The sequence below is a fragment of the Paracoccus marinaquae genome (genome assembly GCF_018860165.1).
GTDB lineage: Bacteria > Pseudomonadota > Alphaproteobacteria > Rhodobacterales > Rhodobacteraceae > Paracoccus > Paracoccus marinaquae.
Genome location: NZ_JAHKNG010000002.1, coordinates 198,468 through 221,538 on the forward strand (window position 1 = coordinate 198,468; position 23,071 = coordinate 221,538).

24 protein-coding genes are annotated in these 23,071 nt (G+C 67.0%); 13 read left to right on the forward strand and 11 right to left on the reverse strand.

Annotated features, from left to right (window positions below; genetic code table 11):
• Positions 1–62: 62 nt before the first annotated feature.
• From KNW02_RS02365 to KNW02_RS02385, 5 genes are all read right to left on the reverse strand, one after another.
• Complete coding sequence (locus KNW02_RS02365; protein ID WP_216031650.1) at positions 63–551, reverse strand: head-tail connector protein; 489 nt, start codon at positions 549–551, stop codon at positions 63–65.
• A 38-nt stretch (positions 552–589) separates the two neighbouring features.
• Positions 590–2,059 carry a helicase RepA family protein gene (locus tag KNW02_RS02370; RefSeq protein WP_216031651.1) on the reverse strand — a complete coding sequence of 490 codons (1,470 nt, stop codon included), beginning with the start codon at positions 2,057–2,059 and terminating at the stop codon, positions 590–592.
• Entirely contained in the window at positions 2,056–2,616 is a 561-nt protein-coding gene (locus KNW02_RS02375) for a hypothetical protein (protein ID WP_216031652.1), read from the reverse strand. The genes KNW02_RS02370 and KNW02_RS02375 overlap by 4 nt, the downstream gene beginning before the upstream one ends.
• Before the next feature lie 204 nt (positions 2,617–2,820).
• Positions 2,821–3,006 (reverse strand): hypothetical protein, encoded by a 186-nt coding sequence (locus KNW02_RS02380; RefSeq protein WP_216031653.1) that lies wholly within the window; start codon positions 3,004–3,006, stop codon positions 2,821–2,823.
• Positions 3,007–3,091: 85 nt separating this feature from the next.
• Positions 3,092–5,395, reverse strand: coding sequence for a transglycosylase domain-containing protein (locus KNW02_RS02385; RefSeq protein ID WP_216031654.1), 2,304 nt, complete (start codon positions 5,393–5,395; stop codon positions 3,092–3,094).
• 387 nt (positions 5,396–5,782) lie between these two features.
• Between KNW02_RS02385 and KNW02_RS02390 the strand changes: the two genes are divergently transcribed.
• Positions 5,783–7,126, forward strand: a complete 1,344-nt coding sequence (locus KNW02_RS02390; protein ID WP_216031655.1) for an ammonium transporter — start codon at positions 5,783–5,785, stop codon at positions 7,124–7,126.
• A gap of 104 nt (positions 7,127–7,230) precedes the next feature.
• Here KNW02_RS02390 and KNW02_RS02395 read toward each other — a convergent pair whose 3' ends face one another.
• Positions 7,231–8,232: a polyprenyl synthetase family protein gene (locus tag KNW02_RS02395; protein WP_216031656.1), complete on the reverse strand. Its 1,002-nt coding sequence runs from the start codon at positions 8,230–8,232 to the stop codon at positions 7,231–7,233.
• Positions 8,233–8,307: 75 nt separating this feature from the next.
• Here KNW02_RS02395 and KNW02_RS02400 point away from each other — a divergent pair, with 75 nt between their 5' ends.
• From KNW02_RS02400 to KNW02_RS02410, 3 genes are read left to right on the forward strand one after another with little or no spacing between them, the layout of a single operon-like run.
• Positions 8,308–8,517, forward strand: a complete 210-nt coding sequence (locus KNW02_RS02400; protein WP_216031657.1) for a putative signal transducing protein — start codon at positions 8,308–8,310, stop codon at positions 8,515–8,517.
• Entirely contained in the window at positions 8,510–9,268 is a 759-nt protein-coding gene (locus KNW02_RS02405; RefSeq protein ID WP_216031658.1) for a tRNA1(Val) (adenine(37)-N6)-methyltransferase, read from the forward strand. The genes KNW02_RS02400 and KNW02_RS02405 overlap by 8 nt, the downstream gene beginning before the upstream one ends.
• Positions 9,269–9,327: 59 nt before the next feature.
• The gene (locus KNW02_RS02410; protein WP_216031659.1) at positions 9,328–9,492 is read left to right on the forward strand and encodes a YdcH family protein; all 165 of its coding nucleotides are present in this window, start codon (positions 9,328–9,330) and stop codon (positions 9,490–9,492) included.
• A 77-nt stretch (positions 9,493–9,569) separates the two neighbouring features.
• Here KNW02_RS02410 and phbB read toward each other — a convergent pair whose 3' ends face one another.
• From phbB to KNW02_RS02425, 3 genes are all read right to left on the reverse strand, one after another.
• Positions 9,570–10,295, reverse strand: a complete 726-nt coding sequence (phbB, locus tag KNW02_RS02415; RefSeq protein ID WP_216031660.1) for an acetoacetyl-CoA reductase — start codon at positions 10,293–10,295, stop codon at positions 9,570–9,572.
• An 85-nt stretch (positions 10,296–10,380) separates the two neighbouring features.
• Entirely contained in the window at positions 10,381–11,553 is a 1,173-nt protein-coding gene (locus tag KNW02_RS02420) for an acetyl-CoA C-acetyltransferase (protein ID WP_216031661.1), read from the reverse strand.
• A gap of 185 nt (positions 11,554–11,738) precedes the next feature.
• Entirely contained in the window at positions 11,739–12,554 is an 816-nt protein-coding gene (locus KNW02_RS02425; protein WP_216031662.1) for an EAL domain-containing protein, read from the reverse strand.
• A 99-nt stretch (positions 12,555–12,653) separates the two neighbouring features.
• Here KNW02_RS02425 and KNW02_RS02430 point away from each other — a divergent pair, with 99 nt between their 5' ends.
• A complete protein-coding gene (locus KNW02_RS02430) occupies positions 12,654–13,229 on the forward strand; it encodes a DNA-3-methyladenine glycosylase I (protein ID WP_216031663.1) in 576 nt (191 codons plus the stop codon).
• Here the strand turns inward: KNW02_RS02430 and KNW02_RS02435 are convergent.
• The gene (locus KNW02_RS02435) at positions 13,204–13,752 is read right to left on the reverse strand and encodes a TlpA disulfide reductase family protein (protein WP_216031664.1); all 549 of its coding nucleotides are present in this window, start codon (positions 13,750–13,752) and stop codon (positions 13,204–13,206) included. The genes KNW02_RS02430 and KNW02_RS02435 overlap by 26 nt on opposite strands.
• Positions 13,753–13,773: 21 nt before the next feature.
• Between KNW02_RS02435 and argH the strand changes: the two genes are divergently transcribed.
• The 4 genes from argH to KNW02_RS02455 are packed head-to-tail and all read left to right on the forward strand — an operon-like array spanning position 13,774 to position 19,129.
• The gene (gene argH / locus KNW02_RS02440; RefSeq protein ID WP_216031665.1) at positions 13,774–15,180 is read left to right on the forward strand and encodes an argininosuccinate lyase; all 1,407 of its coding nucleotides are present in this window, start codon (positions 13,774–13,776) and stop codon (positions 15,178–15,180) included.
• Entirely contained in the window at positions 15,177–15,320 is a 144-nt protein-coding gene (locus KNW02_RS02445; RefSeq protein WP_216031666.1) for a lipoprotein, read from the forward strand. Before argH ends, KNW02_RS02445 begins: the two co-directional genes overlap by 4 nt.
• Positions 15,321–16,586, forward strand: a complete 1,266-nt coding sequence (gene lysA / locus KNW02_RS02450; protein WP_216031667.1) for a diaminopimelate decarboxylase — start codon at positions 15,321–15,323, stop codon at positions 16,584–16,586.
• Positions 16,587–16,645: 59 nt separating this feature from the next.
• Entirely contained in the window at positions 16,646–19,129 is a 2,484-nt protein-coding gene (locus tag KNW02_RS02455) for a DUF4175 domain-containing protein (protein WP_252733356.1), read from the forward strand.
• A 15-nt stretch (positions 19,130–19,144) separates the two neighbouring features.
• On the opposite strand, the gene KNW02_RS02460 is transcribed toward KNW02_RS02455, so the two are convergent.
• Entirely contained in the window at positions 19,145–20,002 is an 858-nt protein-coding gene (locus KNW02_RS02460; RefSeq protein WP_252733358.1) for a zinc-ribbon domain-containing protein, read from the reverse strand.
• Between the two features lie 94 nt (positions 20,003–20,096).
• Here KNW02_RS02460 and KNW02_RS02465 point away from each other — a divergent pair, with 94 nt between their 5' ends.
• The 4 genes from KNW02_RS02465 to KNW02_RS02480 are packed head-to-tail and all read left to right on the forward strand — an operon-like array spanning position 20,097 to position 23,066.
• Positions 20,097–20,771 carry a cell division ATP-binding protein FtsE gene (locus KNW02_RS02465; RefSeq protein WP_431356729.1) on the forward strand — a complete coding sequence of 225 codons (675 nt, stop codon included), beginning with the start codon at positions 20,097–20,099 and terminating at the stop codon, positions 20,769–20,771.
• Positions 20,768–21,697, forward strand: coding sequence for a cell division protein FtsX (locus KNW02_RS02470; protein ID WP_348524666.1), 930 nt, complete (start codon positions 20,768–20,770; stop codon positions 21,695–21,697). The genes KNW02_RS02465 and KNW02_RS02470 overlap by 4 nt, the downstream gene beginning before the upstream one ends.
• A complete protein-coding gene (locus tag KNW02_RS02475) occupies positions 21,694–22,467 on the forward strand; it encodes a lysophospholipid acyltransferase family protein (protein ID WP_252733359.1) in 774 nt (257 codons plus the stop codon). The genes KNW02_RS02470 and KNW02_RS02475 overlap by 4 nt, the downstream gene beginning before the upstream one ends.
• Positions 22,464–23,066: a pyridoxamine 5'-phosphate oxidase family protein gene (locus KNW02_RS02480; RefSeq protein ID WP_216031668.1), complete on the forward strand. Its 603-nt coding sequence runs from the start codon at positions 22,464–22,466 to the stop codon at positions 23,064–23,066. The genes KNW02_RS02475 and KNW02_RS02480 overlap by 4 nt, the downstream gene beginning before the upstream one ends.
• Positions 23,067–23,071: the final 5 nt, after the last annotated feature.

Genomic DNA, 23,071 nt, shown 5'->3' on the forward strand with positions numbered 1-23,071 from the left:
AGAGAAAAGAACACTCAGGCGCGGGTCACACGCCATTGCAGGTTTCCGGGCATTGGGACCAGTCATACCGCGACCCTCCGATAGCGGGCTGCGATCCGTGACGCTGCCGGTGTCAGGTGCGGACGCTTGGTATCGTCGCCCCGGTAGTCGAAGATCCCCGAAGCCTGATCCATGACGGCCAGCTTCAGATCGTCGGGCACGTCTGCCGGGTCTGTGCCGTATCCCGCTTCATAGCTGATCGTCAGTGCGCCGCTCATGTCCTCGGGCAGCGTGAGCCGGGGATACCTGCCGCCTTCCACTGTGCCGGTGAAGGCTGTGCCGTTGACAGTGACGGTGCTGCCTGGTGCAAGCGGGCCAACGGGCAGGCTGATCAACTCGCCCGCCTCTGCAAACGTGTGTGCCGTGATCGTCTGCGTGGTCAGGCTGATCTCGCAATAAGCCTCGATCTCCATCGCTGCCGCATCTGCCAGCCGCTGGCACTCGGCCAGTATGGTGGGTTCGGTATCCGCAGCCGTGAAGCCGGTGCGCATGTGGACAACCAGCGCGTCCATATCGACAGCCGCCGAAGCGCGTGGAGTGCGTTCGTATCTCATTGCCATGCCTCGCTGTTGTTGGGATCGTTCATCGCCTCGAAGTCATCAGCCGCCGACTGTGCGCCGGTGCTGATCGCCTCATCAGTGAAGCGCTGGGGTTCTCGTTGCGGTGAAGGCGTTACCGTTACCGGGTCAGATTCTTGGTAACGGTCACGGTCCGAAGTCGTTACCTCGTTAACCGGCGGGGTCTCCGTTACCGCGTTACCCCCCTTTAGGGGGGAGGTAACGCCGGTAACGCTGGATTGACCGGATTCAGAAGCGTTAACGGTTTCTTTGGTAACGGTCGGTAACGCCGGTAACGGTGCATCATCTGGGGCGACTTTCCACAGCCAACCATCAATGATCCTGACAACCTCTTTCTCTTGCAGTCGGTTCTTGACCTTGTGGAAGGCCACCCGCTTGGCGCTATCGCTTTCGCCGCTCGAAAGGCTGTGCCGGTCGCAATACTCGCGCCATTTTTCCAGAGATATACAGCGCCGGTTGCGGGGGTAATTGTCACTGCTCATCTTCTGGCCATGATCGCGGACACAATCATCCAGAGCCTGCAATGCGATCTTGTCGGTGCCCGTCAGCCTGACCTTTTTCGCCACCGGCTCGGCGGGAACCACCACAGCGGATGCCACCTGATCGCCATCTTCATCGAAGCCGATATGGACCAATTTCAGGCTATAGGCGAATACGCTGTCACAGGGCAGATCGCGTTGCTTGCGCGCCTCGGCCTGCACGATGCCATCATTGCGGGTCAGTTCGATTTCTGTATCCGCAGCCGCGCGAAGGCTGCCAGAGCCTCGCGCGCCCTTGCTTTCGTCTTTGCCGCTGTGATGCACGACCATGACATGCGCCCCGGTCGCTGCCCGTATGTCATCCACTGACCGGACCAGCTGGCCCATGTCCTTGGCGCTGTTCTCGTCGCCACTGCCCATGACGCGGGCCAGCGTGTCGATGACGATCAGGGCGGGCATTGCCTTGAATCCTTCGCGGATCGCCTCGACCAGATATTTGGCGTCCTCGGCGGTGCAGAGGTCCAGCGGTGCCGACAGGATCGACAGATGGCCCCCGGCCTCGATCCGGCCCATCAGGTCGGGGTTGTGCCGCCTCATGGCCTCGATGCGGCTGCGGATGCCTCGCCCGCCCTCTGCCGCGACATACAGCACCGGCCCGGCGAATTTGTCATCGGTCGGGACGCGGCTGCCGTGCCAGTCCTCGCCCGCAGCTATGTGCAGCGCCAGGTCCATCGCGAAGAACGTCTTGCCGACATTTGACTGACCGTAGACCACGCTGAACGCGCCGCGATCCAGCCAGCCCTTGACCAGATACCGCGACCGCAGATCGGCCTTGATCCGTGCCAGCGGCATGATGGCTGCCGACAGGTCCGCAGTTCGGCCTGTCAGTCGGCTGCGGCTGTCAAAGCCCATGTCTGCCCGGTGCTGGGCGTCCAGATCGCCCATTTGCTGAAAGACGGTCATGCCGCAGCCCTCCCTTGCACGTAGCCCAGGAAGGCGTGTTGATCCGATGCCGACAGGCGCGTGTAGCAGGCCAGCGCATAGGCTTTCAGTTCCGCCGCGCTGGCCCAGTCGGCCCAGTGCGATGCCTCGGCCATGACGCTATCGAAGGCCGGGACGGGCTGGCCGGGGCGCAGCGCCTCGATGAACCGCTCCATCAGCGGAACGCGGTCACGGCGGTCGCAGGCCAGCACGGCCTCCAACAGCCCCCTTGCCGCCGCCTCGCGGCGTGTGCTAGTGTCGATCCATTCGAACCACGAATGCAGATCAGCCCCGATTGCGCCCGCCAGCGCGTCGGGGTTTTCATTTGCGCCTGTCAGATAGGCGTTTGAAACATTCTCGTTAAGTTCACGATTTGTCGGGGCCGCTTTTGAAACAGAAGCCCGTTGATTTTCTTGGATTTCGTGCCGGATTGAAAATCCGCGTGTCGGTGGTTCGAATCCGCCTCCGGGCACCACAACTATTCTATAGCCGATTTCTGCACGAGAAAATCGAGTAAAGTCAATTTGCGTGGTATCCATGCGTCCGTATGCATCCCCATGCGTCTCACGCCCCTGACGATAAATGCGACGGTAGAGCGACGACCTGGTCCCTCGCTCATGATTGATCCTCTGTCCTGAGAGTATATTGGCTCCCAGTCTCGGATCACGGGCAAGGTCAGTCCTGCCGGCTGGTCAGCATGCGGCGGGTCTCCTTCCGGCAGCGTGGCAGCTACCGGGCGCCCTTCACCCCGGTCGTGCAGGGTCTGACGGTCCGTCCCGCAGGTTTCTGCCGATGTCCTGCGATCCAGCGCCTTCCAGAACCAATACGATTGCCAGTGTCCGGCGCGCCGCATTCGCTTCCTGCGCCGGCACCGCTGCCAAACGAAGCTTGCCTGCCGGAACATCCTGCCGTGTGATTTCAACCGCCATCCAACCTTCCATCCTGCAACAGCAGTGATTCAGATTATCTGACGGAAGGGAACCCAGTGCGAGTCACAGGCGAAGGCCGTTGGTCTCAGTTTCCGCCCAGAATGCCGTTCAGCACCTGGCTCAGCGCGTCGTCCGAACTGACCGAATTGCTGCTGCCGGGCGTTCGCGGCGCCCCTCCCTGAACCTCGGTCGGTGCGGTGATGACGCGCCCGCCGCCCTGAGGGGCGCGGCGTTCGCCATCGACGCTGTTCATCACGCCGGCCAGGGCGGCGGCCAGCGGGTCGTCCGCTGAACCCGAGGTGACCACTTTGGGCGTGCTGGTGCCTTCCGAGACGATGATGCCGCTGCCATCGGGCGAGACCGTCGAAAGCGGCAGTTCCGGCAGTCCGTCGTGAATTTCGGACATCACCGCCTGCCAGATCTCGGCCGGAAGCCCGCCCCCGGTCACGCCTTTCAGCGGGGTGTTGTCGTCATAGCCCATCCAGACCCCGGTCACATATTGCTCGGTGAAGCCGACGAACCAGGCGTCACGATAGCTGCTGGTGGTGCCGGTCTTGCCGGCGGCGGGGCGCGATCCCAGCCGGGCGCGGGTGCCGGTGCCCGAATCGATGACCTGCTGCATCATGTAGATCAGCTGTCCGGCGGCGCGCTGGCTGATGACGCGCTGGCCCATGCCGCCCAGCTGGCCCATCAGCGGCTGGTCGTCGCCCTTGATGCTCAGCTCGACCAGGCCGTAGGGCGCGACCGAGGTGCCGCCATTGCGGATCCCCGCATAGGCGCCGGTCAGTTCCAGCAGCGTCGCCTCGGAGGCCCCAAGCCCCAGCGAGGGACTGGTGGTCAGGTTGCTCACGATCCCGAAGTCATAGGCCACGCGGCGCACCGCATCGCGCCCCACCGCCTCTTGCAGGCGGATCGTCGCGGTGTTCAGCGAGTTCTTCAGCGCGCTGGTGAGCGGCACCTGGCCATAGAACTTGCGGGTGTAGTTCTGTGGTGACCAGGGCTTGCTGCCGGGGATCCGGATGGTCAGCGGGCCGTCCTGAACCAGATCCGAGGGCGAATATCCGGCATCCAGCGCGGCCGCATAAACAAAGGGCTTGAAGCTGGAACCGGTCTGCCGCTTGGCCTGGGTGGCGCGGTTGAAGGCGCCGTTGACGGTGGTGTCGCGGCCGCCGACCATCGCGCGGACGGCACCATCGGCAGACATCACGACGACGGCTGCCTCGGCCTTGCTGCCGTCATTGACCTTTTCGGCAAAGACCCGCTGCAGGGCGCGCTCGGCCGCGCGCTGGATGCCCTGATCGAAGGTGGTCTTGATGGTAACGTCCTCGGTGGTCTCGCTGGTCAGGAAGCCGGGGCCCGATTCCATCACCCAGTCGGCGAAATAGCCGCCGGCGCGCTCGGCCGCGGCCTTGGACAGAACCGCCGGGTTTGCCTTGGCGCTGGCGAGTTCCTGTTCGGTCAGATAGCCCTGATCGCGCATCAGCCCGAGGATGACGCCGGCGCGGTCCTGGCTGCGCTGCAGATCGGCGGTCGGCGCGAAATAGCTGGGCGCCTTCAGCAGGCCGGCCAGCATCGCGGCCTCGGCCGGGGTCACATCGGTCGCGGGCTTGTTGAAATACCGCTGGCTGGCGGCCTCGAAACCGCGCGCGCCGGCGCCCAGATAGGACCGGTTCATATAGATATTGAGGATGTCATCCTTGGAATACTTTGCCTCCAGCGCGAAGGCGAAGGGCACCTCCTTGACCTTCCGCCACAGGCTGCTGGTGCGGCAGTCGGCCTCGAACTCGGCCTCGTTCTTCCAGCGGATCGGATCGAAACTGTCGCCAAGGCACAGCAGCTTTGCCACCTGCTGGGTAATGGTCGAGCCGCCATTGCCCTCCAGCGGCCCGCGCCCTTCGGCAAGGTTGATCCTGATCGCGCCGGCGATGCCGCGCGGGCTGACGCCCAGATGGCCGTAGAAGCGGCGATCCTCGGTCGCGATCACCGCCTCACGCAAGACGGGCGCGATCCGGTCGCTGGTCACGGTGCCGAAGGTCTCGCCACGCCAGGCGAAGACGCGGCCCTCGCGGTCCAGCATGGTCACCGATCCGCGGGCGCGGGCGTCGAACAGATCCTCGGGCTCGGGCAGGCCGCTGTAATAATAGAGCGAGGCGCCGCCGATGATCAGCGCCATCACCATCGCCAGCCGCCAGATCGAGCCCCAGACGACGCGCCAGATCAGGCCGATCGTGCCGGAAATCGCGCGCAGAACCGCGTTGCCGCGCCGGGGCGGGCGCGACTTGTGCCGCTTGACGCCGCTTTTGCCCGTCGCAGAGGGTTTGGAAATGCTGCGCTTTTCGGCAACGGGGCTGCGGCCCGTGCGCTTCGGGGTGCCGGTGGGTCGTTTCATGCCTTGGATGCCTGCGTTTCTGCCGGGCCGGTTGTCCGGGCCAAATTTCGCGCCAGCATACAGGAAGAATCGCGTCGTGGGAATTGACCTGACCAATCCGTGATGCACCGCAGCAATATCCGCGCATGATCGCGGCAGCAGCCGTGTCGGAGTCGTCCGAAAACTGCCCAAGCCTTGGGCGCAGGTGCCAGAGAATGGGTCGGATCGCAGGCCAAACCTGCCGGAAACTCGGGCAAATCCGGCAATAACTGCCCGATTATCAGGCAAAAGCTGATTCTGCACCGCGGCATTCCGCCCCCAGCTTGTGCGAATTGGTGTGAACCGGGGATCAAGGCATCAGATGCGGCCCGGCTCGCGGTCGCCGAAGCTAGAAGACAGCGAGGAACCATGAAACAGAGACTTCCAGGATTGGTCGCGGCGCTGCTGCTGTGTGCGCTGCCAGCGGTGGCACAGGATGCCGCGGCGCCCGTCGAGACCCCCGCGGTGGCCGAGGCCGTCAGCGCGGAGGTCGCCTATATCTTCAACACGCTGCTGTTCCTGATCGGCGGCTTTCTGGTCATGTGGATGGCGGCCGGCTTTGCCATGCTGGAAGCCGGGCTGGTGCGGTCCAAGAACGCGACCACGCAGCTGTTCAAGAACATCGTCCTCTTCGCCATCGCCGGGATCATGTACTGGCTGGTCGGCTATAACCTGATGTATCCGGGCGACGGCTGGACGGTGCCGGGCGTGATCGGCCAGATCTTCAGCCCCAAGACGCTGGATCCGGCTGGCGCGGGCGAAGTCAGCGCGGGCTATTCCGCCGGTTCGGACTTCTTCTTCCAGCTGATGTTCTGCGCCACCACCGCCTCGATAGTCTCGGGCACGCTGGCCGAGCGCGTCAAGCTGTGGCCCTTCATGATCTTCACCGTCGTGCTGACCGGGCTCATCTATCCGATCGAGGCCAGCTGGCAGTGGGGCGGCGGCTTCCTGTCCGAGATGGGCTTCTCGGATTTCGCCGGCTCGACGCTGGTTCATGCCACGGGCGGTTTCGCGGCGCTGGCCGGTGCCATCGTGCTGGGTGCGCGCTATGGCAAATACCGAGCCGACGGGCGGATGCAGCCGATGCCGGGCTCGAACCTGGCGCTGGCCACGCTGGGCACGTTCATCCTGTGGCTGGGCTGGTTCGGTTTCAACGGCGCCTCGCAGCTGGCCATCGGTTCGGTCAATGATGCCGCCGATGTCAGCCGGATCTTCGTGAACACCAACATGGCCGCCTCGGCCGGTGCGGTTGCCGCGGTCATCGCCACGCAGCTGCTTTACGGCAAGATCGACCTGACCATGGTGCTGAACGGTGCGCTGGCGGGCCTCGTGTCGATCACCGCCGAGCCGCTGATGCCCTCGATCCTTGCGGCGGTGCTGATCGGTGCTGTGGGCGGCGGGCTGGCGGTATTCGTGGTGCCGATGCTGGACCGCCTGAAGATCGACGACGTTGTCGGCGCCATCCCGGTGCACCTTGTCGCCGGGGTCTGGGGCACGATGATCGTCCCGGCGACCAATCCCGATACCAGCTTCGTCACCCAGGCCACCGGCATCCTTGCGATCGGCGCCTTCACCTTCGTTCTCAGCATGATCCTCTGGACGGTGCTGAAGATGACGGTCGGCATCCGGGTGGATCGCGAAGCCGAGATCAACGGGCTCGACATCTCGGAAATGGGGATGGAAGCCTATCCGGACTTCGTGCAGGCGAAATAGCCGGCACAACGGGTCTCTTCCCGGAGAGGGGGCGGGCTGCGCAAGCGGCTCGCCCTTTCCGTTCGGCGCGGGCTGCAGCGCGGGTGCGACCGGCGTTGGCCGGATCAGGCGACCCGGCTGACCACGAAATCGGCCAGATCGGACAGCATGGCGCGAATCGGATGATCCGGCAGCGCCTGCAACGCCGCCTTGGCACGACCCGCCCATTCCAGCGCGTCCTGTCGCGCCGCCTGCATCGTACCGTGACGGGCCAGTAATTGCAGGGCCTGCTCCAGATCACCCTCGCGCTGGTCGCCCTTCTCGATGGTCCGGCTCCAGAAGGCGCGTTCCTCGGCATCCGCCCTGGCGACGGCCTTGATGACCGGCAGGGTCAGTTTCCGTTCGCGGAAATCGTCACCGACATTCTTGCCGATGGTCTGCGTCGCGCCGCCGTAATCCAGCAGGTCGTCGACGATCTGGAAGGCGATCCCCAGGGCGTCGCCATAGTCGAACATGGCCTGCACCTGCGCCGCCGGGGCGCCGGCGATCACCCCGCCGACCTCGGTCGCGGCCGAGAACAGCGCCGCGGTCTTGCCGCGGATCACCTGCAGATACAGCGCCTCGTCGGTGCGCAGGTCCTGCGCGGCGGTCAGTTGCAGCACCTCGCCCTCGGCGATGGTCGCGCTGGCATTGGCGAGGATCTCGAGCGTCCGCAGATTGCCCGGCTCGACCATCAGCTGGAAGCTGCGCGCGAACAGGTAGTCGCCGACCAGAACCGAGGACTTGTTGTCCCACAGCAGGTTCGCCGTCGGTCGCCCGCGCCGCTGGCTGCTTTCGTCCACCACATCGTCATGCAGCAGCGTGGCGGTGTGGATGAACTCGACGGTCGCGGCCAGATGGATGTGGAAGGGGCCGTCATAGCCGGCCAGCTTGGCCGTCGCCAGCGTCAGCATCGGGCGCAGCCGCTTGCCGCCCGCCTCGATCAGATGCGCCGTCACCTCGGGGATGCGCGGCGCGTGATGGCTGCTCATGCGTTGCCGGATCAGGGCGTTGACCGCCTCCATCTCCGTGGCCAGTTCGGCCGACAGTTGATCCAGCGGTTTCTGGACGTTTTCTTTCACACCCATGCCCATACCCCGTTGCTGGCCCAACGCATTGCCACGCCATCGACAAATTCGCAACCGCCGCTTACCTATTGAGCCATGAAAGAGCTATTGCGCAGCACCGATCCCGTCCGCATCTCGCGCGTCCTGGGCCTGTTGGGGGCCGAGGGCATCATGGCTTTCGAGATGGATCAGCACATGAGCGTGCTGGAAGGATCAATCGGCATACTGCCGCGCCGGATCATGGTCGCCTCCCGCGACGAGTTCATGGCCCGCGCCATCCTGCGCGATGCCGGGCTGGATGACTGACAGCCGCGAGGACGGCTTTCTAGGCGGTCGGTTGCGGATTGCCCAGCCGGCGCGGGGCTATCGCTCGGGCGCCGATGCGGTGATGCTGGCCGCCGCCTGCCCCGCAAGCCCCGGCGAATCGGTGCTGGAACTGGGCTGCGGCGCGGGGGTCGCCAGCCTCTGCCTCGGCTGGCGCGTTCCCGGCCTGCGGCTGATCGGGCTGGAACGGCAGGCCGACTATGCCGATCTGGCGCGTCGCAATGCCGCGGCCAACGGCATCGCCCTGACGGTGCTGACCGGCGATCTTGCGGACCCGCCACCCGAGTTGCGCGGGCAGAGCCTCGATCACGTCATCGCCAACCCCCCGTATTTCCTGTCCGGCACCTCGGCGCCGCAGCCGGGGCGCGCCGCCGCGCGGCAGGAGGCGACGCCGCTGGCCCTCTGGATCGACGCCGGGCTGAGGCGGCTGCGGCCCGGTGGCGTCCTGACGCTGATCCAGCGCGCGGACCGGCTTCAGGACGTTCTGGCCGCGCTGTCGGGGCGGGCCGGCGCGGTCACGATCCTGCCCCTGGCCGCGCGCGCCGGGCGCGAGGCCGGGCGGATTCTGCTGACGGCGCGCAAGGGCGCGCGCGGCCCGCTGCGCCTGCTGGCACCGCTGATCCTGCACGCGGGCACCCGGCACGAGGCCGATGGCGAGGATCTGACGCCCGCCGCGCAGGCGGTGCTGCGGCATGGCGACACGCTCACGAGGCTGTTTGCGAAAGTCTCGTGACAAACACGGAAAGCTGTGCTGCAATCCCTTGGTTCGACACAACCACAGAGGAGGACGCGATGTCGGTTACTTCCCATGTCGAGGAGCTGCGCAGGAAGCACCAGACCCTTTCGGACGCCGTTGAAAAGGCTCAGAGAAGTCCGGGGGCCAGCGATCTTGAGATTACCGCGATGAAACGGGAAAAGCTTCGCCTCAAGGAAGAAATCACCCGCCTGTCCCATTGATCCGTTGAACAGTGACAGAGTTATGAACAAGGCCCGCGCAAACTGCGCGGGCCTCTCTCGTTGCCGGGCTGGCTGGCTCAGACGAAGAACTGGCCGCCATTGGCGCTGATCGTCGAGCCGGTGATGAAGCCGGCCCCGTCGGAGGCCAGGAACACCACGCAGCGGGCGATTTCCTCGGGCTCGCCCAGACGGCCGACCGGGATCAGCGGGATGATCCGCTCGTTCAGGACCTTCTCGTCGATGGCGCGAACCATCTCGGTGCCGATATAGCCGGGGCAGATGGCGTTGACGGTGATGCCCGCCCGCGCACCTTCCTGTGCCAGCGACTTGGTAAAGCCCAGATCGCCCGCCTTGGCCGAGGAATAGTTGGCCTGGCCGGCCTGGCCCTTCTGCCCGTTGATCGAACTGATGTTGATCACCCGGCCGAACTTGCGGTCACGCATCCCGCCCCAGACCGGATGGGTCATGTTGAACAGGCCCGTCAGGTTGGTGTCGATGACCTCTTTCCACTGCTGCGGCGTCATCTTGTGGAACATGGAGTCGCGGGTGATGCCGGCATTGTTGACCAGCACGGCGACCGGACCCAGTTCGTCCTCGACCTGCTTGATGCCGGCGGCGCAGGCGTCGTAATCGGCGACCGACCATTTGTAGGTCTTGATCCCGGTTTCCGCGGTAAAGGCCTTGGCGGCGTCGTCATTGCCGGCATAGTTCGCCGCAACGGTGTAGCCGGCCTCTTTCAGTGCCTTCGAAATTGCCGCGCCGATGCCGCGCGACCCCCCTGTCACCAGAGCAACTTTCGACATGGATCCCTCCTTCCGTTAGAGTCGTTGAAATCTTGCTACCCAACGGGGCGTCTGCGCGCAACATGATTGCGCGCAGGATCGTCCGTCAGCGTTCGAGACACAGGGCGACGCCCATGCCGCCGCCGATGCACAGCGTCGCCAGACCCTTCCGGGCATCGCGGCGCTTCATCTCGAACAGAAGCGTATTCAGGATCCGGCAGCCGGAAGCGCCGATCGGGTGGCCGATGGCGATGGCGCCGCCGTTCACGTTCACGATCGACGGATCCCAGCCCATGTCCTTGTTGACCGCGCAGGCCTGCGCGGCGAAGGCCTCATTCGCCTCGACCAGTTCCAGGTCGCCGACCGACCAGCCGGCCTTTTCCAGCGCCTTGCGGCTGGCCGGGATCGGGCCGGTGCCCATGATCGCCGGGTCGAGGCCGGCGGTCGCGTAAGAGGCGATGCGGGCAATCGGGGTCAGGCCGCGGCGATTCGCCTCATCCTCGGTCATGACCATCACCGCGGCGGCGCCATCGTTCAGACCCGAGGCGTTGGCGGCGGTCACCGATCCGTCCTTGGTGAAGGCCGGGCGCAGCTTCTGCATCGCCTCGATGGTGGCGCCGTGACGGATATACTCGTCCTTGTCGACCACGATGTCGCCCTTGCGGGACTTGACGGTATAGCCGACGATCTCGTCGTTGAAACGGCCTTCCTTCTGTGCCGCCTCGGCCTTGTTCTGCGAAGCCACGGCAAATTCGTCCTGCTGCTCGCGGCTGATCTGCCATTTCTCGGCCACGTTCTCGGCCGTCTGGCCCATGTGGTAGTTGTTGAAGGCGTCCCACAGCCCGTCGCGGATCATCGTGTCCACGGCCTGCATGTCGCCCATCTTCTGCCCGGCGCGCAGATACGAGGCATGCGCAGACAGCGACATGCTTTCCTGGCCGCCGGCCAGAACGATATCGGCATCGCCCAGGCAGACCTGCTGGGCCGCCAGCGCGACGGCGCGCAGCCCCGAGCCGCAAACCTGGTTCAGCAGCCATGCCGGCGCTTCCTTGGGCAGGCCGGCATTGATATGCGCCTGGCGCGCCGGGTTCTGGCCCTGGGCGGCGGTCAGCACCTGCCCCAGGATGGTTTCGCTGACCTCGGCGGGGTCCACCCCGGCGCGAGAGACGACCTCCTTCAGGACGACCGCGCCGAGGTCGTGGGCCGGCACATTGGCGAATGATCCAAGAAAACTGCCGACCGGCGTGCGGGCGGCTGATACGATAACGGCTTTGGTCATGTCGGGCTCCTTCCCCTCGACGCCGGAACATCGGCGAATCGCGGCTAGGATGCGGGTTCGTGCCGTCGCGTCAAGCGCATCGCGGGCCAAACCGTTCAGAACAGATGTGCTTTGCGGATGGTGCAACCCTCGGCCCGCGCGGGCCCCCTCTTCCGGGGCGGAACCTGCCGGCGAGGCCGGGAACCTCAGCGTCGTGCGATCGATGGCGGGTTTTTCCACGGCGGGGCGATGGTCGGCGCCCCGAAATAATAGCCTTGCAGGCAGTCGATGCCGTTATCGATCAGGAAGCTGGCATCCTCGGCCGTCTCGACCGATTCGGCGACGGTGAACATGTCGAAATGCTGCGCGATGGACATCAGCGCGCGGGTCAGGACCTGATTGTCCGGGTGTTCGGCGATCTCGCGGATGAACTGGCCGTCGATCTTGATCATGTCGAAGCAGAAGTCACGCAGATAGCGGAAGGAGGTGTAGCCTGCGCCGAAATCGTCCAGCGCCAGCGAAACCCCATGCCGCTGGACCTCGCGCATGAAGTTCTGCACCTGACCCGGCATCCCCATGGCCGAGCTTTCGGTGATTTCCAGAATCAGTCTTTCGCCGACATGCGGATCCTCGGCGATGCCCTCGCGCAGCAGGCGCAGCCAGTCGGGATAGCCGATCGAGCGCGCCGACATGTTGATCGACAGGCGCAGCGACGGATCCTCCATCAGGGCCTCGAGCCCCAGCGACAGCGACAGGCAGTCGATCTGGCGCCCGAGTTCGGTGGTTTCGGCGACGGGCATGAAATCCTTCAGCGGCACGATGCGGCCGCTGTCGTCGATGATGCGGATCAGCCCTTCATAGAAGGCCGCGCGTTCGGTCCGCTGCGCCTGAACAATGGGCTGATAGGCCAGCACGCCATGACCGCGTTCGACCGCGGCACGCACGGCAGGCAGGGTCAGCCGGCTTTGCCGGTCGACGGCATAATCCAGCGGCGATCCTTGGGGCGTGGTGCCGTTGTTCACATCAGGCCTCTTCTACGGACAGGTTTCCTTGCACTCTCGCCATGTTTCCCTAATTTTGCGTCAACTTGCAGGATTTTCTGGACTCAGGGTTAACAGGCCATGGCGCGCTGCAGCTGGTGCGGGACCGATCCGCTTTATGTCGCCTATCACGACGAGGAATGGGGCGTGCCCGAACATGACCCGCGCGCGCTGTGGGAAAAGCTGGTGCTGGACGGGTTTCAGGCCGGGTTGAGCTGGATCACCATCCTGCGCAAGCGCGAGGGGTTCCGCGAGGAATTCGAGGGTTTCGACCCCGAACGCGTGGCCCGCTGGGACGAGGCGCGGATCGACCGCGCGCTGCAGAACCCCGGCATCATCCGCCATCGCGGCAAGATCGCGGCGACGGTCAAGGGTGCGCGGCTGTTCCTCGAGATCGAGGAGGTCGAGGGGTTCACGCCATGGCTGTGGTCCTTTGTCGGCGGCGCCCCGATTCGGAACGACTTCGCCAGCATGGCCGAGGTTCCGGCCTCGACCCCCGAATCGACCGCCATGTCGAAGGCGCTGAAGAAGCGCGGCTTCAACTTCTGCGGGCCGGTCATCACCTATGCCTTCATGCAGGCGACCGGCATGGTCAATGACCACATGACCGGCTGCCCGCGCCATGCCGAGGTCAGTCGGCTGTCATCTGCCGGATGACCTGCCTGGCGGGCTCGCTGGCCCAGTCGGCGTCGCCGATCAGCCGCGCCACCTCGCGGCCCTCGCGGTCGATCAGCACCGTCACGGGCAGGCCCAGAACGCCCAGATCGCGGGCCAGCTGCTGCTTCGGATCCAGCAGCACGGGCAGGTTCCGGACCCCGGTTTCCTCGAAGAACTTGTCGATCTTCGCGGGTGGGTTGCGGCCGGTGGCGACGGTCACGACCTGGAAGTCCTCGCCGCCCATATCGGTCTGCAGTCTGTCCAGGGACGGCATTTCCTCGCGGCAGGGGGCGCACCAGGTCGCCCAGAAGTTCAGCAGGACGACCTTGCCACGATAATCCGCAAGGCTGTGGCTGCCGCCCTCGGGGTCGGTGAATTCGGTATCGGGCACCGCCGGACGGTCCTCGTTCGGAACCAGCTTGACCAGCCCGGCACCATGCGCCGCCGCCCAGTCCACCTCGCCCGCGAAAGCGGCATTTGCACCGAAAACCAGTGCCGTATAAAGCAGGAATGAACGCAGCATGAGACCTCCGAAGGACCTGATATGACCGACCGGCCCCAGACCAAGGACGCCGCCAACAGCATGTGGGGCGGACGCTTTGCCGCCGGACCCGACGCGATCATGGAGGCGATCAACGCCTCGATCGGCTTCGACCGGCGGCTTTACGCCCAGGATATCCGGGGCAGCCGGGCCCATGCCGCCATGCTGGCGGCACAAGGCATCATCAGCGATAGCGATGCAAAGGCCATCGGGGAAGGGCTGCTCACCGTCTTGTCAGAAATCGAGGCGGGGAATTTTCCCTTCTCGACCGCGCTTGAGGACATTCACATGAATGTCGAGGCGCGGCTGAAGGAGATCATCGGCGAGCCCGCCGGCCGGCTGCATACCGGGCGGTCGCGCAACGATCAGGTGGCGACGGATTTCCGGCTCTGGGTGCGCGATCAATGCGATGCGGCAATCGCGGGACTTCAGGCGCTGATCCGCGCGGCGCTGGCGCAGGCAGAGAGCGGCGCCGACTGGGTGATGCCGGGCTTCACCCATCTGCAGACCGCCCAGCCGGTGACCTGGGGGCATCACATGATGGCCTATGTCGAGATGTTCGGCCGCGATCTGGGCCGGTTCCGCGATGCCCGCGCACGGATGAACGAATCACCGTTGGGCGCTGCGGCGCTGGCCGGGACCGGCTATCCGCTGGACCGTGCGATGACCGCAAGCGCGCTGGAGTTCGACCGGCCGATGGCCAACAGCCTCGATGCCGTCAGCGACCGCGATTTCGCGCTGGAGTTCCTGTCGGCGGCCTCGATCTGCGCCGTGCACCTGTCGCGGCTGGCGGAAGAACTGGTGATCTGGTCCTCGGCCCAGTTCCGTTTCGTGTCGATGTCGGACAAGTGGTCGACCGGTTCGTCGATCATGCCGCAGAAACGCAATCCCGACGCAGCCGAACTGATCCGGGCCAAGATCGGTCGGATCCTCGGGGCGACGGTGGCGCTGTTCACGGTGATGAAGGGCCTGCCCTTGGCCTATTCCAAGGACATGCAGGAGGACAAGGAACAGGTCTTCGACGCGGCCGACAGCCTGATGCTGGCGCTGGCGGCGATGGGGGGCATGTTGTCCGACCTGACCGCCAATCGCGCCAATATGGAGGCCGCCGCCTCGGCCGGGTTCTCGACCGCGACCGATCTGGCCGACTGGCTGGTGCGCGAGGCCGGGCTGCCCTTCCGCGACGCCCATCACGCGACCGGGGCGCTGGTCGCGCTGGCCGAGAAGAAGGGCTGCGATCTGGACGAATTGTCGCTGGCCGAGATGCAGTCGGTGAACCCGGCCATCAACCAGTCGGTCTATTCGGTGCTGGGCGTCCATAATTCGGTCGCCTCGCGGCAAAGCTATGGCGGCACGGCGCCCGATCAGGTGCGCGTGCAGATTACCCGCTGGAAGGAGAGACTGGCATGAAACGTCTGGTATTGATAGCGGTTCTGGGACTGGCGGGCTGCGGTGTCGACGGCCCGCCCGAGCGTCCGGCCGAGGAGGCTCCGCAGACCGGGGTGACCATCTCGGGCGATGCCCGGATCGGCGTGATGACGGAGCTGTAGGTGGATCACTTCAACTATCGGGATGGCAGCCTGCACGCCGAGGAGGTGCCGCTGACCCGCATTGCGGCCGAGGTCGGAACACCGGTCTATGTCTATTCCACCGCCACGCTGACCCGCCATTTCGGCCTGTTCCGGCAGGCGCTGGACTGGACCGATCATCTGGTCTGTTTCGCGGTGAAGGCCAATTCCAATATCGCCGTGCTGAAACTGCTGGGCGATCTGGGTGCGGGCATGGATGTCGTCTCGGGCGGCGAATACGCGCGCGCGAGGGCCGCCGGCGTGCCGGGCGGGCGGATCGTGTTTTCCGGCGTCGGCAAGACCCGGGCCGAGATGCGTCAGGCCATCGAGGGTGGTATCCGGCAGTTCAATATCGAAAGCGAACCCGAGATGCGGGCGCTGTCGGATCTGGCCGTCAGCATGGGCGTGCAGGTGCCGGTGGCGATCCGGGTGAACCCGGATGTGGATGCCAAAACGCATGAGAAGATCTCGACCGGGAAATCGGAAAACAAGTTCGGCATCCCGATCGCCCGGGCGCGCGAGGTCTATGCCGAGGCGGCGGCGCTGCCGGGGCTGAAGGTGGTCGGCATCGACGTGCATATCGGCAGCCAACTGGTCGATCTGGAGCCCTTCCGGCATGCCTATGCCAAGCTGGGCGATCTGACCCGCGCGCTGCGCGCCGACGGGCATCAGATCAGCCGTCTCGATCTGGGCGGCGGGCTGGGCATCCCCTATCGTCGCGACAACAACGCGCCGCCCCTGCCGATCGAATACGGGCAGGTGATCCGCGAGACCGTCGGCGACCTGGGCTGCGAGATCGAGATCGAGCCGGGCCGGAACATCGCCGGCAATGCCGGCGTGCTGCTGGCGCAGGTCGTCTATCTGAAAGAGGGCGAGGGCCGCGATTTCCTGATCGTCGATGCGGCGATGAACGATCTGCTGCGCCCCTCCATGTATGGCGCCCATCACGATATCGTCCCGGTGACCGAGCCCGCGCCGGGCGCCGAGGTCAGCCCCTTCGACGTGGTCGGCCCGGTTTGCGAATCGGGGGATACCTTCCAGAAGGGTACGCAACTGTCGCGGCTGGCGGCCGGCGATCTGGTCGCCTTCCGCTCGGCCGGGGCCTATGGCGCGGTGATGGCCTCGGAATACAACTCCCGCCCGCTGGTGCCCGAGGTTCTGGTCAGCGGCGATCACTTCGCCGTCATCAGGGCCAGACCGACATATGAGGAAATGCTGGCCCGCGATACCATCCCCGGATGGCTTTGACGCGGCGCCAGCATCGGACGTCACAGCCGGGGGCTGTTTCCCCCCGGATGCCTGCGGACATGTCCGCGAAGACCACGGGCCGTGTCGCCCGCGCCCTGCGCCTGACCCGCTGGGGCATGGTCTGGGAACGCGGGGCCCGCGCCTTCTGGCCTGTGGCAACGATCCTGGCCTGCCTGTTCGCCGCCTTTGCCCTGGGAATCGTCGCGGCGGTGCCGCCGCAGGCGCTGCTATGGCTGGCCGGGATGGCGCTGGTCGCGCTGATCGCGGCCGCGATCCGCGGCGGGCTCAGCTATCGCCGGGTGCGGGCGGTCGATGCGGTCGAACGGTTGGACCGGACCCTGCCGGACAGGCCCCTGGCCGCGCTGGCCGACCGCGCGGCGATCGGCGGTGAGGGGGCGTTGTGGCAGGCGCATCTGGCGCAGATGCAGGCGCGGGCGGCGCAGGCACGGGCGGTCAGGCCGGATGCCGGCCTGGCGCGGCGCGATCCTTTCGCGCTGCGGCTGGCCGGGCTGGTCGCGCTGGCGATGGCGCTGCTGTTCGGCGGTGCGGCGCAGATGGGGCAGGGGGTTCAGGCGATTGCCGCGACCGTCAGCCGACCACTTGCCGGCGATACCGGGACCGCCGTCGGTCCCAGCTGGGAAGGCTGGGCCGAACCGCCGGCTTATACCCGGCGCCCGACCATCTATCTGAACGCCCTGCCCGAGGGCGAGGTTCTGGAATTGCCCAGGGGCAGCGCCGTCAGCTTTCGCCTCTATGGCGACGGGGTCACGGTGACGCAGGGGATCGGCGCCGCGGTCGGCGACGATCCGCGCGCGCCCGGGTTTCGGGCCGATGCGTCGGGCGTGATCGAGGTGGCTGGCCGGCGTTTCGACGTGACGGTGCTGCCCGATCTGGCGCCGCTGATCCGGGCCGGTGCGGCGCCGGTGCGGCGGGCGGATGGCCGGCTGGTGCAGGATTTCCGGGCCGAGGACGATCATGGCGTCATGGCGGGTCGGGCACGCATCGATCTTGATCTGGTCGCGGTCGATCGCCGCTTTGGCCTTGCCGCGCCGCCCGAGCCGCGCGAGGCGGTGGAACTGGCCCTGCCGCTGCCGCGCGGCGGGGATCGGCGCGAGGTCAGCGGGCAACTGGTCGAGGATCTGTCCCGCCACCCCTGGGCCAATCTGCCGGTGACGCTGGTCCTCGAGGCGGTGGACGGGATCGACCAGACCGGCGCGGCCGCGCCGATGCAGATGGTGCTGCCGGGGCGGCGCTTCTTCGAACCGCGGGCGGCGGCGCTGATCGAGTTGCGCCGCGATCTTCTGTGGTCGCGCGAGAATGCCGGGCGCAGCGCCGAGATTCTGCGCGCGATCACCTGGCGGCCCGACGGGTTCATCGACCAGCCGCTTTACCTGCAGCTGCGCGGCGGGGTGCGGGTTCTGGAAAGCGGTCCGCTGTCCGGGGAAGCCCGCGACAAGCTGGCCGAGGCGCTGTGGAAGGCAGCGATCCAGCTTGAGGATGGCGGGCTGGCGGACGCGCTGGAGCGGATGAAGCAGGCGCAGGAAAAGCTGTCCGAGGCGATCCGCAACGGCGCCAGTCCCGACGAGATCCAGCGCCTGATGGACGAGTTGCGCGAAGCGACCGACGCCTATACCCGGATGCTGGCCGAGCAGGGCGAGCGCGACCCGGCCGAGCGCTTTACCCAGAACCAGGGAGGGCAGCGCATCACCGGCGACCAGATCCAGCAGATGATGGATGAGATCCAGCGGCTGATGAACGAGGGCCGGATGGCCGAGGCCCAGCAGTTGCTGGAACAGTTCAACCGGATGATGGAGAACCTTCAGGTCCAGCAGGCCCAGGGTGGCGAAGGCCAGCAGGGGCAGGGCAACCCGTCGATGAACGGTCTGGCCGATACCCTGCGCCAGCAGCAGCAACTGTCGGATGAGGCTTTCCGCGACCTGCAGGAACAGTTCGGCGAGGGGCAGTTGGGTCAACCCTCGGAGCGCGGGGGCGAATTTGCCGACCGTCAGCGGCAGCTGCGCGAAGAGCTTGGCCAGCAGCGCGGGCTGTTACCCGGGCAGGGCTCGGATCTGGGCGATCAGGCGGGGCGGCAACTGGATGAGGCCGGCCGCGCGATGGAGGATGCGGAACAGGCGCTGCGCGATGGCGATACCGGCGGGGCGCTGCAGCGGCAGGCCGACGCGATCGAATCGATGCGCGAGGGGATGCGGGCCCTGTCCGACATGCTGGGGCAGCAGGACCGCCGTCAGGCTGGCGAGGGCCAGGAAGGGCAGGACGGCCAGCAGCCGGAAGGCCAGCCGGGCGAAGGCCCGCGTGCAGGAAGCGATGCCACGACCCGGGACCTGCGGCCGATGCTGGATCCGCTGGGCCGGCAGATGGATGGCAACGGCAACATGATCACCCTGGGCGACCCGCTGGCCGAGGGTGCCGATCCCTCCAGACGCGCGCGCGACCTGCTGGACGAGATCCGCCGCCGCAGCGGTCAGCGCGAGCGGCCGCAGGACGAGCGGGACTATCTGGGTCGGCTGCTCGAGCGGTTCTGACGCCGGTCGCCGGCCTCAACCCGCGACGATGCCGACCTGTGCCTGCAGCCAAAGCCGGCCTTCGTCGACCACCCGCCTGAGCCCGCCGAGCGCGTCGCCCAGGGGGCCGGCGTCGGCCAGAACCGGGGCCAGCAGATAGAGCGCCAGGCCGATCCCCGTGACCATCGCCGCCACCGCCAGACCCTGCCGGTAGGGGGCGCCATCCGCTTCGGGCGCCGTCGGGGGCAGGGTCAGCGGTTGCGGCGGCTGGTCATCAGTCAGGATCGACTGCGCCTCTGGGACCGGGGCGGGAGCGGGTTTCCCGGGGAATGTTGTGGCCGCCGTTGCTGCACCGGTCGTGGCTGCTGCGGCGGCCGCGGCCGGGATCCTGACCGGCGGCCGGGGCGCTTGCGGCTTTTCGCCCTGCGGTGGTTCCGGGGCCGGCGCGGCACCGCCTGCCGGGGTGACCACCGTGGTCGCCGGCCAGTCGCCTTCCGAGACCGGGATGTCGGGCTGCGCCGGATCCGGCATGGGTCTGGGGCTTTCCTGATCCTTGCCGAAAGCCGTGTCCTCGGCCATCCGTGCCCGGCGCTCGTGCTCGACCTCGCCGCGCAGGATGTTCAGGACCGAGTCGGGCAGCTTGCGGCTCAGCTGCTGCTCGGCCGGCGAGGGCGCGGGCAGATCCTCGCGCGGGGGCTCGGGGGTCGGGCCGAACGCCGCCTGCTTCTGCTGCGGTTCCCGGTCGGTTGCCGGTTGCGGCACCGGCAGGCGCCGTGCCTGCCAGACATGGCCGCAGGCGGTGCATTCGACCTCGCGTCCCTCGGCGGGGATGGCATTCTCGGGCAGCCGGTACTGGGCGGCGCAGCCCGGACAGATCAACCTCAATTCAGCCATGCCGACCCTCGCATTCGTCCTGTGGCTGTTCTATCAAGCGCGGGGCCGGCTTCCAAGCCGCCGATGGACGAACCCGAACACGAGGGGGTGTGGCTTGATCGAGATGCAGGAGGCCGGTTTCGGCTATCAGGACGGGGCCGAACTGCTGTCGGGCATGACGCTGAGCCTGCAGCCGGGGATGTTCCATTTCCTGACCGGGCCTTCGGGATCGGGCAAGACCACGCTGCTGCGGCTGCTTTATGCCGATCTGCTGCCGACCTCGGGCCGCATCACCGCCTTCGGGCAGGATCTGCGCGGGCTTGGCCGCGACGAGATCGCCGCGCTCCGCCGCCGGGTCGGGGTGGTGCATCAGGACACGCAGTTTCTGGATCATCTGCCGGTGGCCGAGAATGTCGCCCTGCCGCTGGCGGTTTCGGGGCAGGGGGTGGACATGACCGCGCTGCGCGATCTGCTGGGTTGGGTCCAGCTGGGGCAGCAGGCGCGGGCCTTGCCGCCCTCGCTGTCGGGGGGCGAGCGGCAGCGCGCAGCACTGGCCCGCGCTGTGATCCTGTCACCGGATCTGGTGCTGGCGGACGAGCCGACCGGCAATCTGGACTGGGACATGTCGATGCGGCTGATGCAGTTGCTGATCGAGTTGAACAAATCGGGCAAGACCGTTCTGGTGGCGACGCATGACCTGAACCTGATCCGCGCCGCCAAGGCGCAGGTGGCGGCGCGGGTGTTGCGGATCGCTGGTGGGAAGTTGCAACTGGCGGGGGCGGATCTGTGAGGAGAACCGAGTTCAGGGCGCTGCGTCTGCGGGCGCTGTGGCGGGGATTGCTGCACAGCGAGGGCGGCAGCGGCGACCGGATCGTGCCGCCCACCGGCATCACGGCGCAGCTGACCCTGTTTTCGGCCGGGGCGATGGCCTTCCTCGCGGTGTTCGCGCTGGCCCTCGCGCTGGCCTCGGGGCGGCTCGCTGAACGCTGGTCGTCGGAACTGGGCCAGTCGGTGACGGTCCGCGTCTCGGCCCCGGCGGCCGAACAGGAGGCGCGGGCGCAGGCGGTGCTGCAGATCCTGCAGGCAACGCCGGGGGCCGGTCGGCCGCGGCTTCTGTCCGAGGATGAGGTGACCGAGTTGCTGATGCCCTGGTTCGGACCCGACATGCCGGTTGCGGCGCTGCCGGTTCCGGCGCTGATCGACCTGCCCATCGCCGGCGACGATTTCGACGCCGAGGGCCTGCGCCTGCGGCTTGAGGCCGAAGCGCCCGGTGCGATCCTCGACGACCATACGCAATGGCGCCGGCCGCTGGTCTCGGCGGCCAGCCGGCTGCGGGTCCTGGGGGCCGTTTCGCTGCTGCTGATCGCGGGCGCATCGGGGGCGATGATCGCGCTGGCGGCCAAGGCGGCGCTGGCCGCGAACGGGCAGGTGATCAGGGTGCTGCGGCTGATCGGTGCGCGCGACATCACCATCGCCACCGCCTTCGTGCGCCGCTTCACCCGCCGCGCAGCCATCGGCGCCGCGGCCGGCACCCTGCTGGGCATGGGGGCCGTGGCCCTGCTGCCCGACATGAGCGCGGCCGGCGGCTTTCTGACCGGGCTGGGCTTTCAGGGCTGGGGCTGGCTGTTGCCGCTGCTGATCCCGGTCATCTCGGCCGCTGTCGGCTTTCTCGCCACACGCTGGGCGGCGCTGACCATGCTGGGCGCGGTCAGATGAGTATGCGGAACCTCTCACCCGTGCCCGGCCGGCTGGGGCCGTGGCAATATCTTCAGAACGCGCTCTATTACCTGCATGTCGGGCTGGCGACGCTGCTGATCGGTCTGGCCGGGCTGCCCTTCGTGGCCTTCGGGGGCCGCGACGCCGCGAATGCGGTCGCGACGCGCTGGATCGGCTATATGCTGTGGGCGGCGCGGCTGCATCTGGGCGTCACTTGCGAGTTGCGCGGCACGCCCCCCGAAGGCGACTGCATCGTCGCGGCCAAGCATCAGTGCTTTTTCGATATTCTGGTCATCGCCCATGCCCTGCCGCGTCGTGCCTTCGTCATGAAGCGCGAGGTGATGCGGGTTCCGATCATGGGCTGGTATGCCTACAAGGTCGGCTGCATTCCGATCGACCGCGCGCGCGGCCGCGATGCCCTGCGAGCGATCGCGGGCGAGCTCAGGGCGCGGCTGGCCTCGGCCGGCGGGCTGGGCCAGCTGATCATCTATCCCGAAGGCACCCGGACCCGGCCGGGCGAGCGGCGCGACTACAAGCACGGTGTCGGGACGCTGCGCCTTGCCGCCGATCTGCCGGTCGTGCCGGTCGCGGTCAATACCGGGCTGTTCTGGCCCCGCAAGGGCTGGGGGGTGCGCCCGGGGCGTGCAGTGGTCGAGTTCCTGCCGGTCATCGCGCCGGATTTCCCGCGCGACGAGTTCATGTCTCGGCTGCGGGCGGATATCGAGGATAATTCCGACAGATTGCTGGCCGAGGCGGGGTTCCGGCAATGAACTGGCTGGATGAGGCCGATCTGGCGCGGCTTTATGACGAGCCGCGGCCGACGGCGCTGCGCAAGGTGGCAGATCGCCTGACACCGGATTACGCGGCGTTCCTGCGGGCGGCGCGGTTCTGCGTGCTTGCGACGGTCGGACCCGAGGGCACCGATGCCAGCCCGCGCGGAGACGAGGCGCCGGTGGTGCGCGCGCTGGACGATCGGCATCTGGCACTGCCCGACTGGCGCGGCAACGACCGCATCGATTCGCTGAGGAACATCGTGCGCGACGGGCGGGTCAGCCTGACCTTTCTGGTCCGCGGCTCGGGCAACGCGATCCGGGTGAACGGCCGGGCACGGCTGACCGATGACGCGGAACTGCTGCAGGGTTTCGAGCGGCAGGGAAACCTTCCCCGGGTGGTGATCGTCGTGCGCATCGCCGAGGTCTATTTCCAATGCGCCCGGGCGGTCATCCGCTCCGGGCTGTGGGAAGACCGGGATGACAGCGAGGGCCTGCCGAGCCCCGGCCGGATCCTTGCGAACCTGACCGGAAACGAGGTCGGTGGCCCGGCCTATGACGCCGAATGGCCGGTCCGCGCCGCCCGCACGATGTGGTAGCCGGT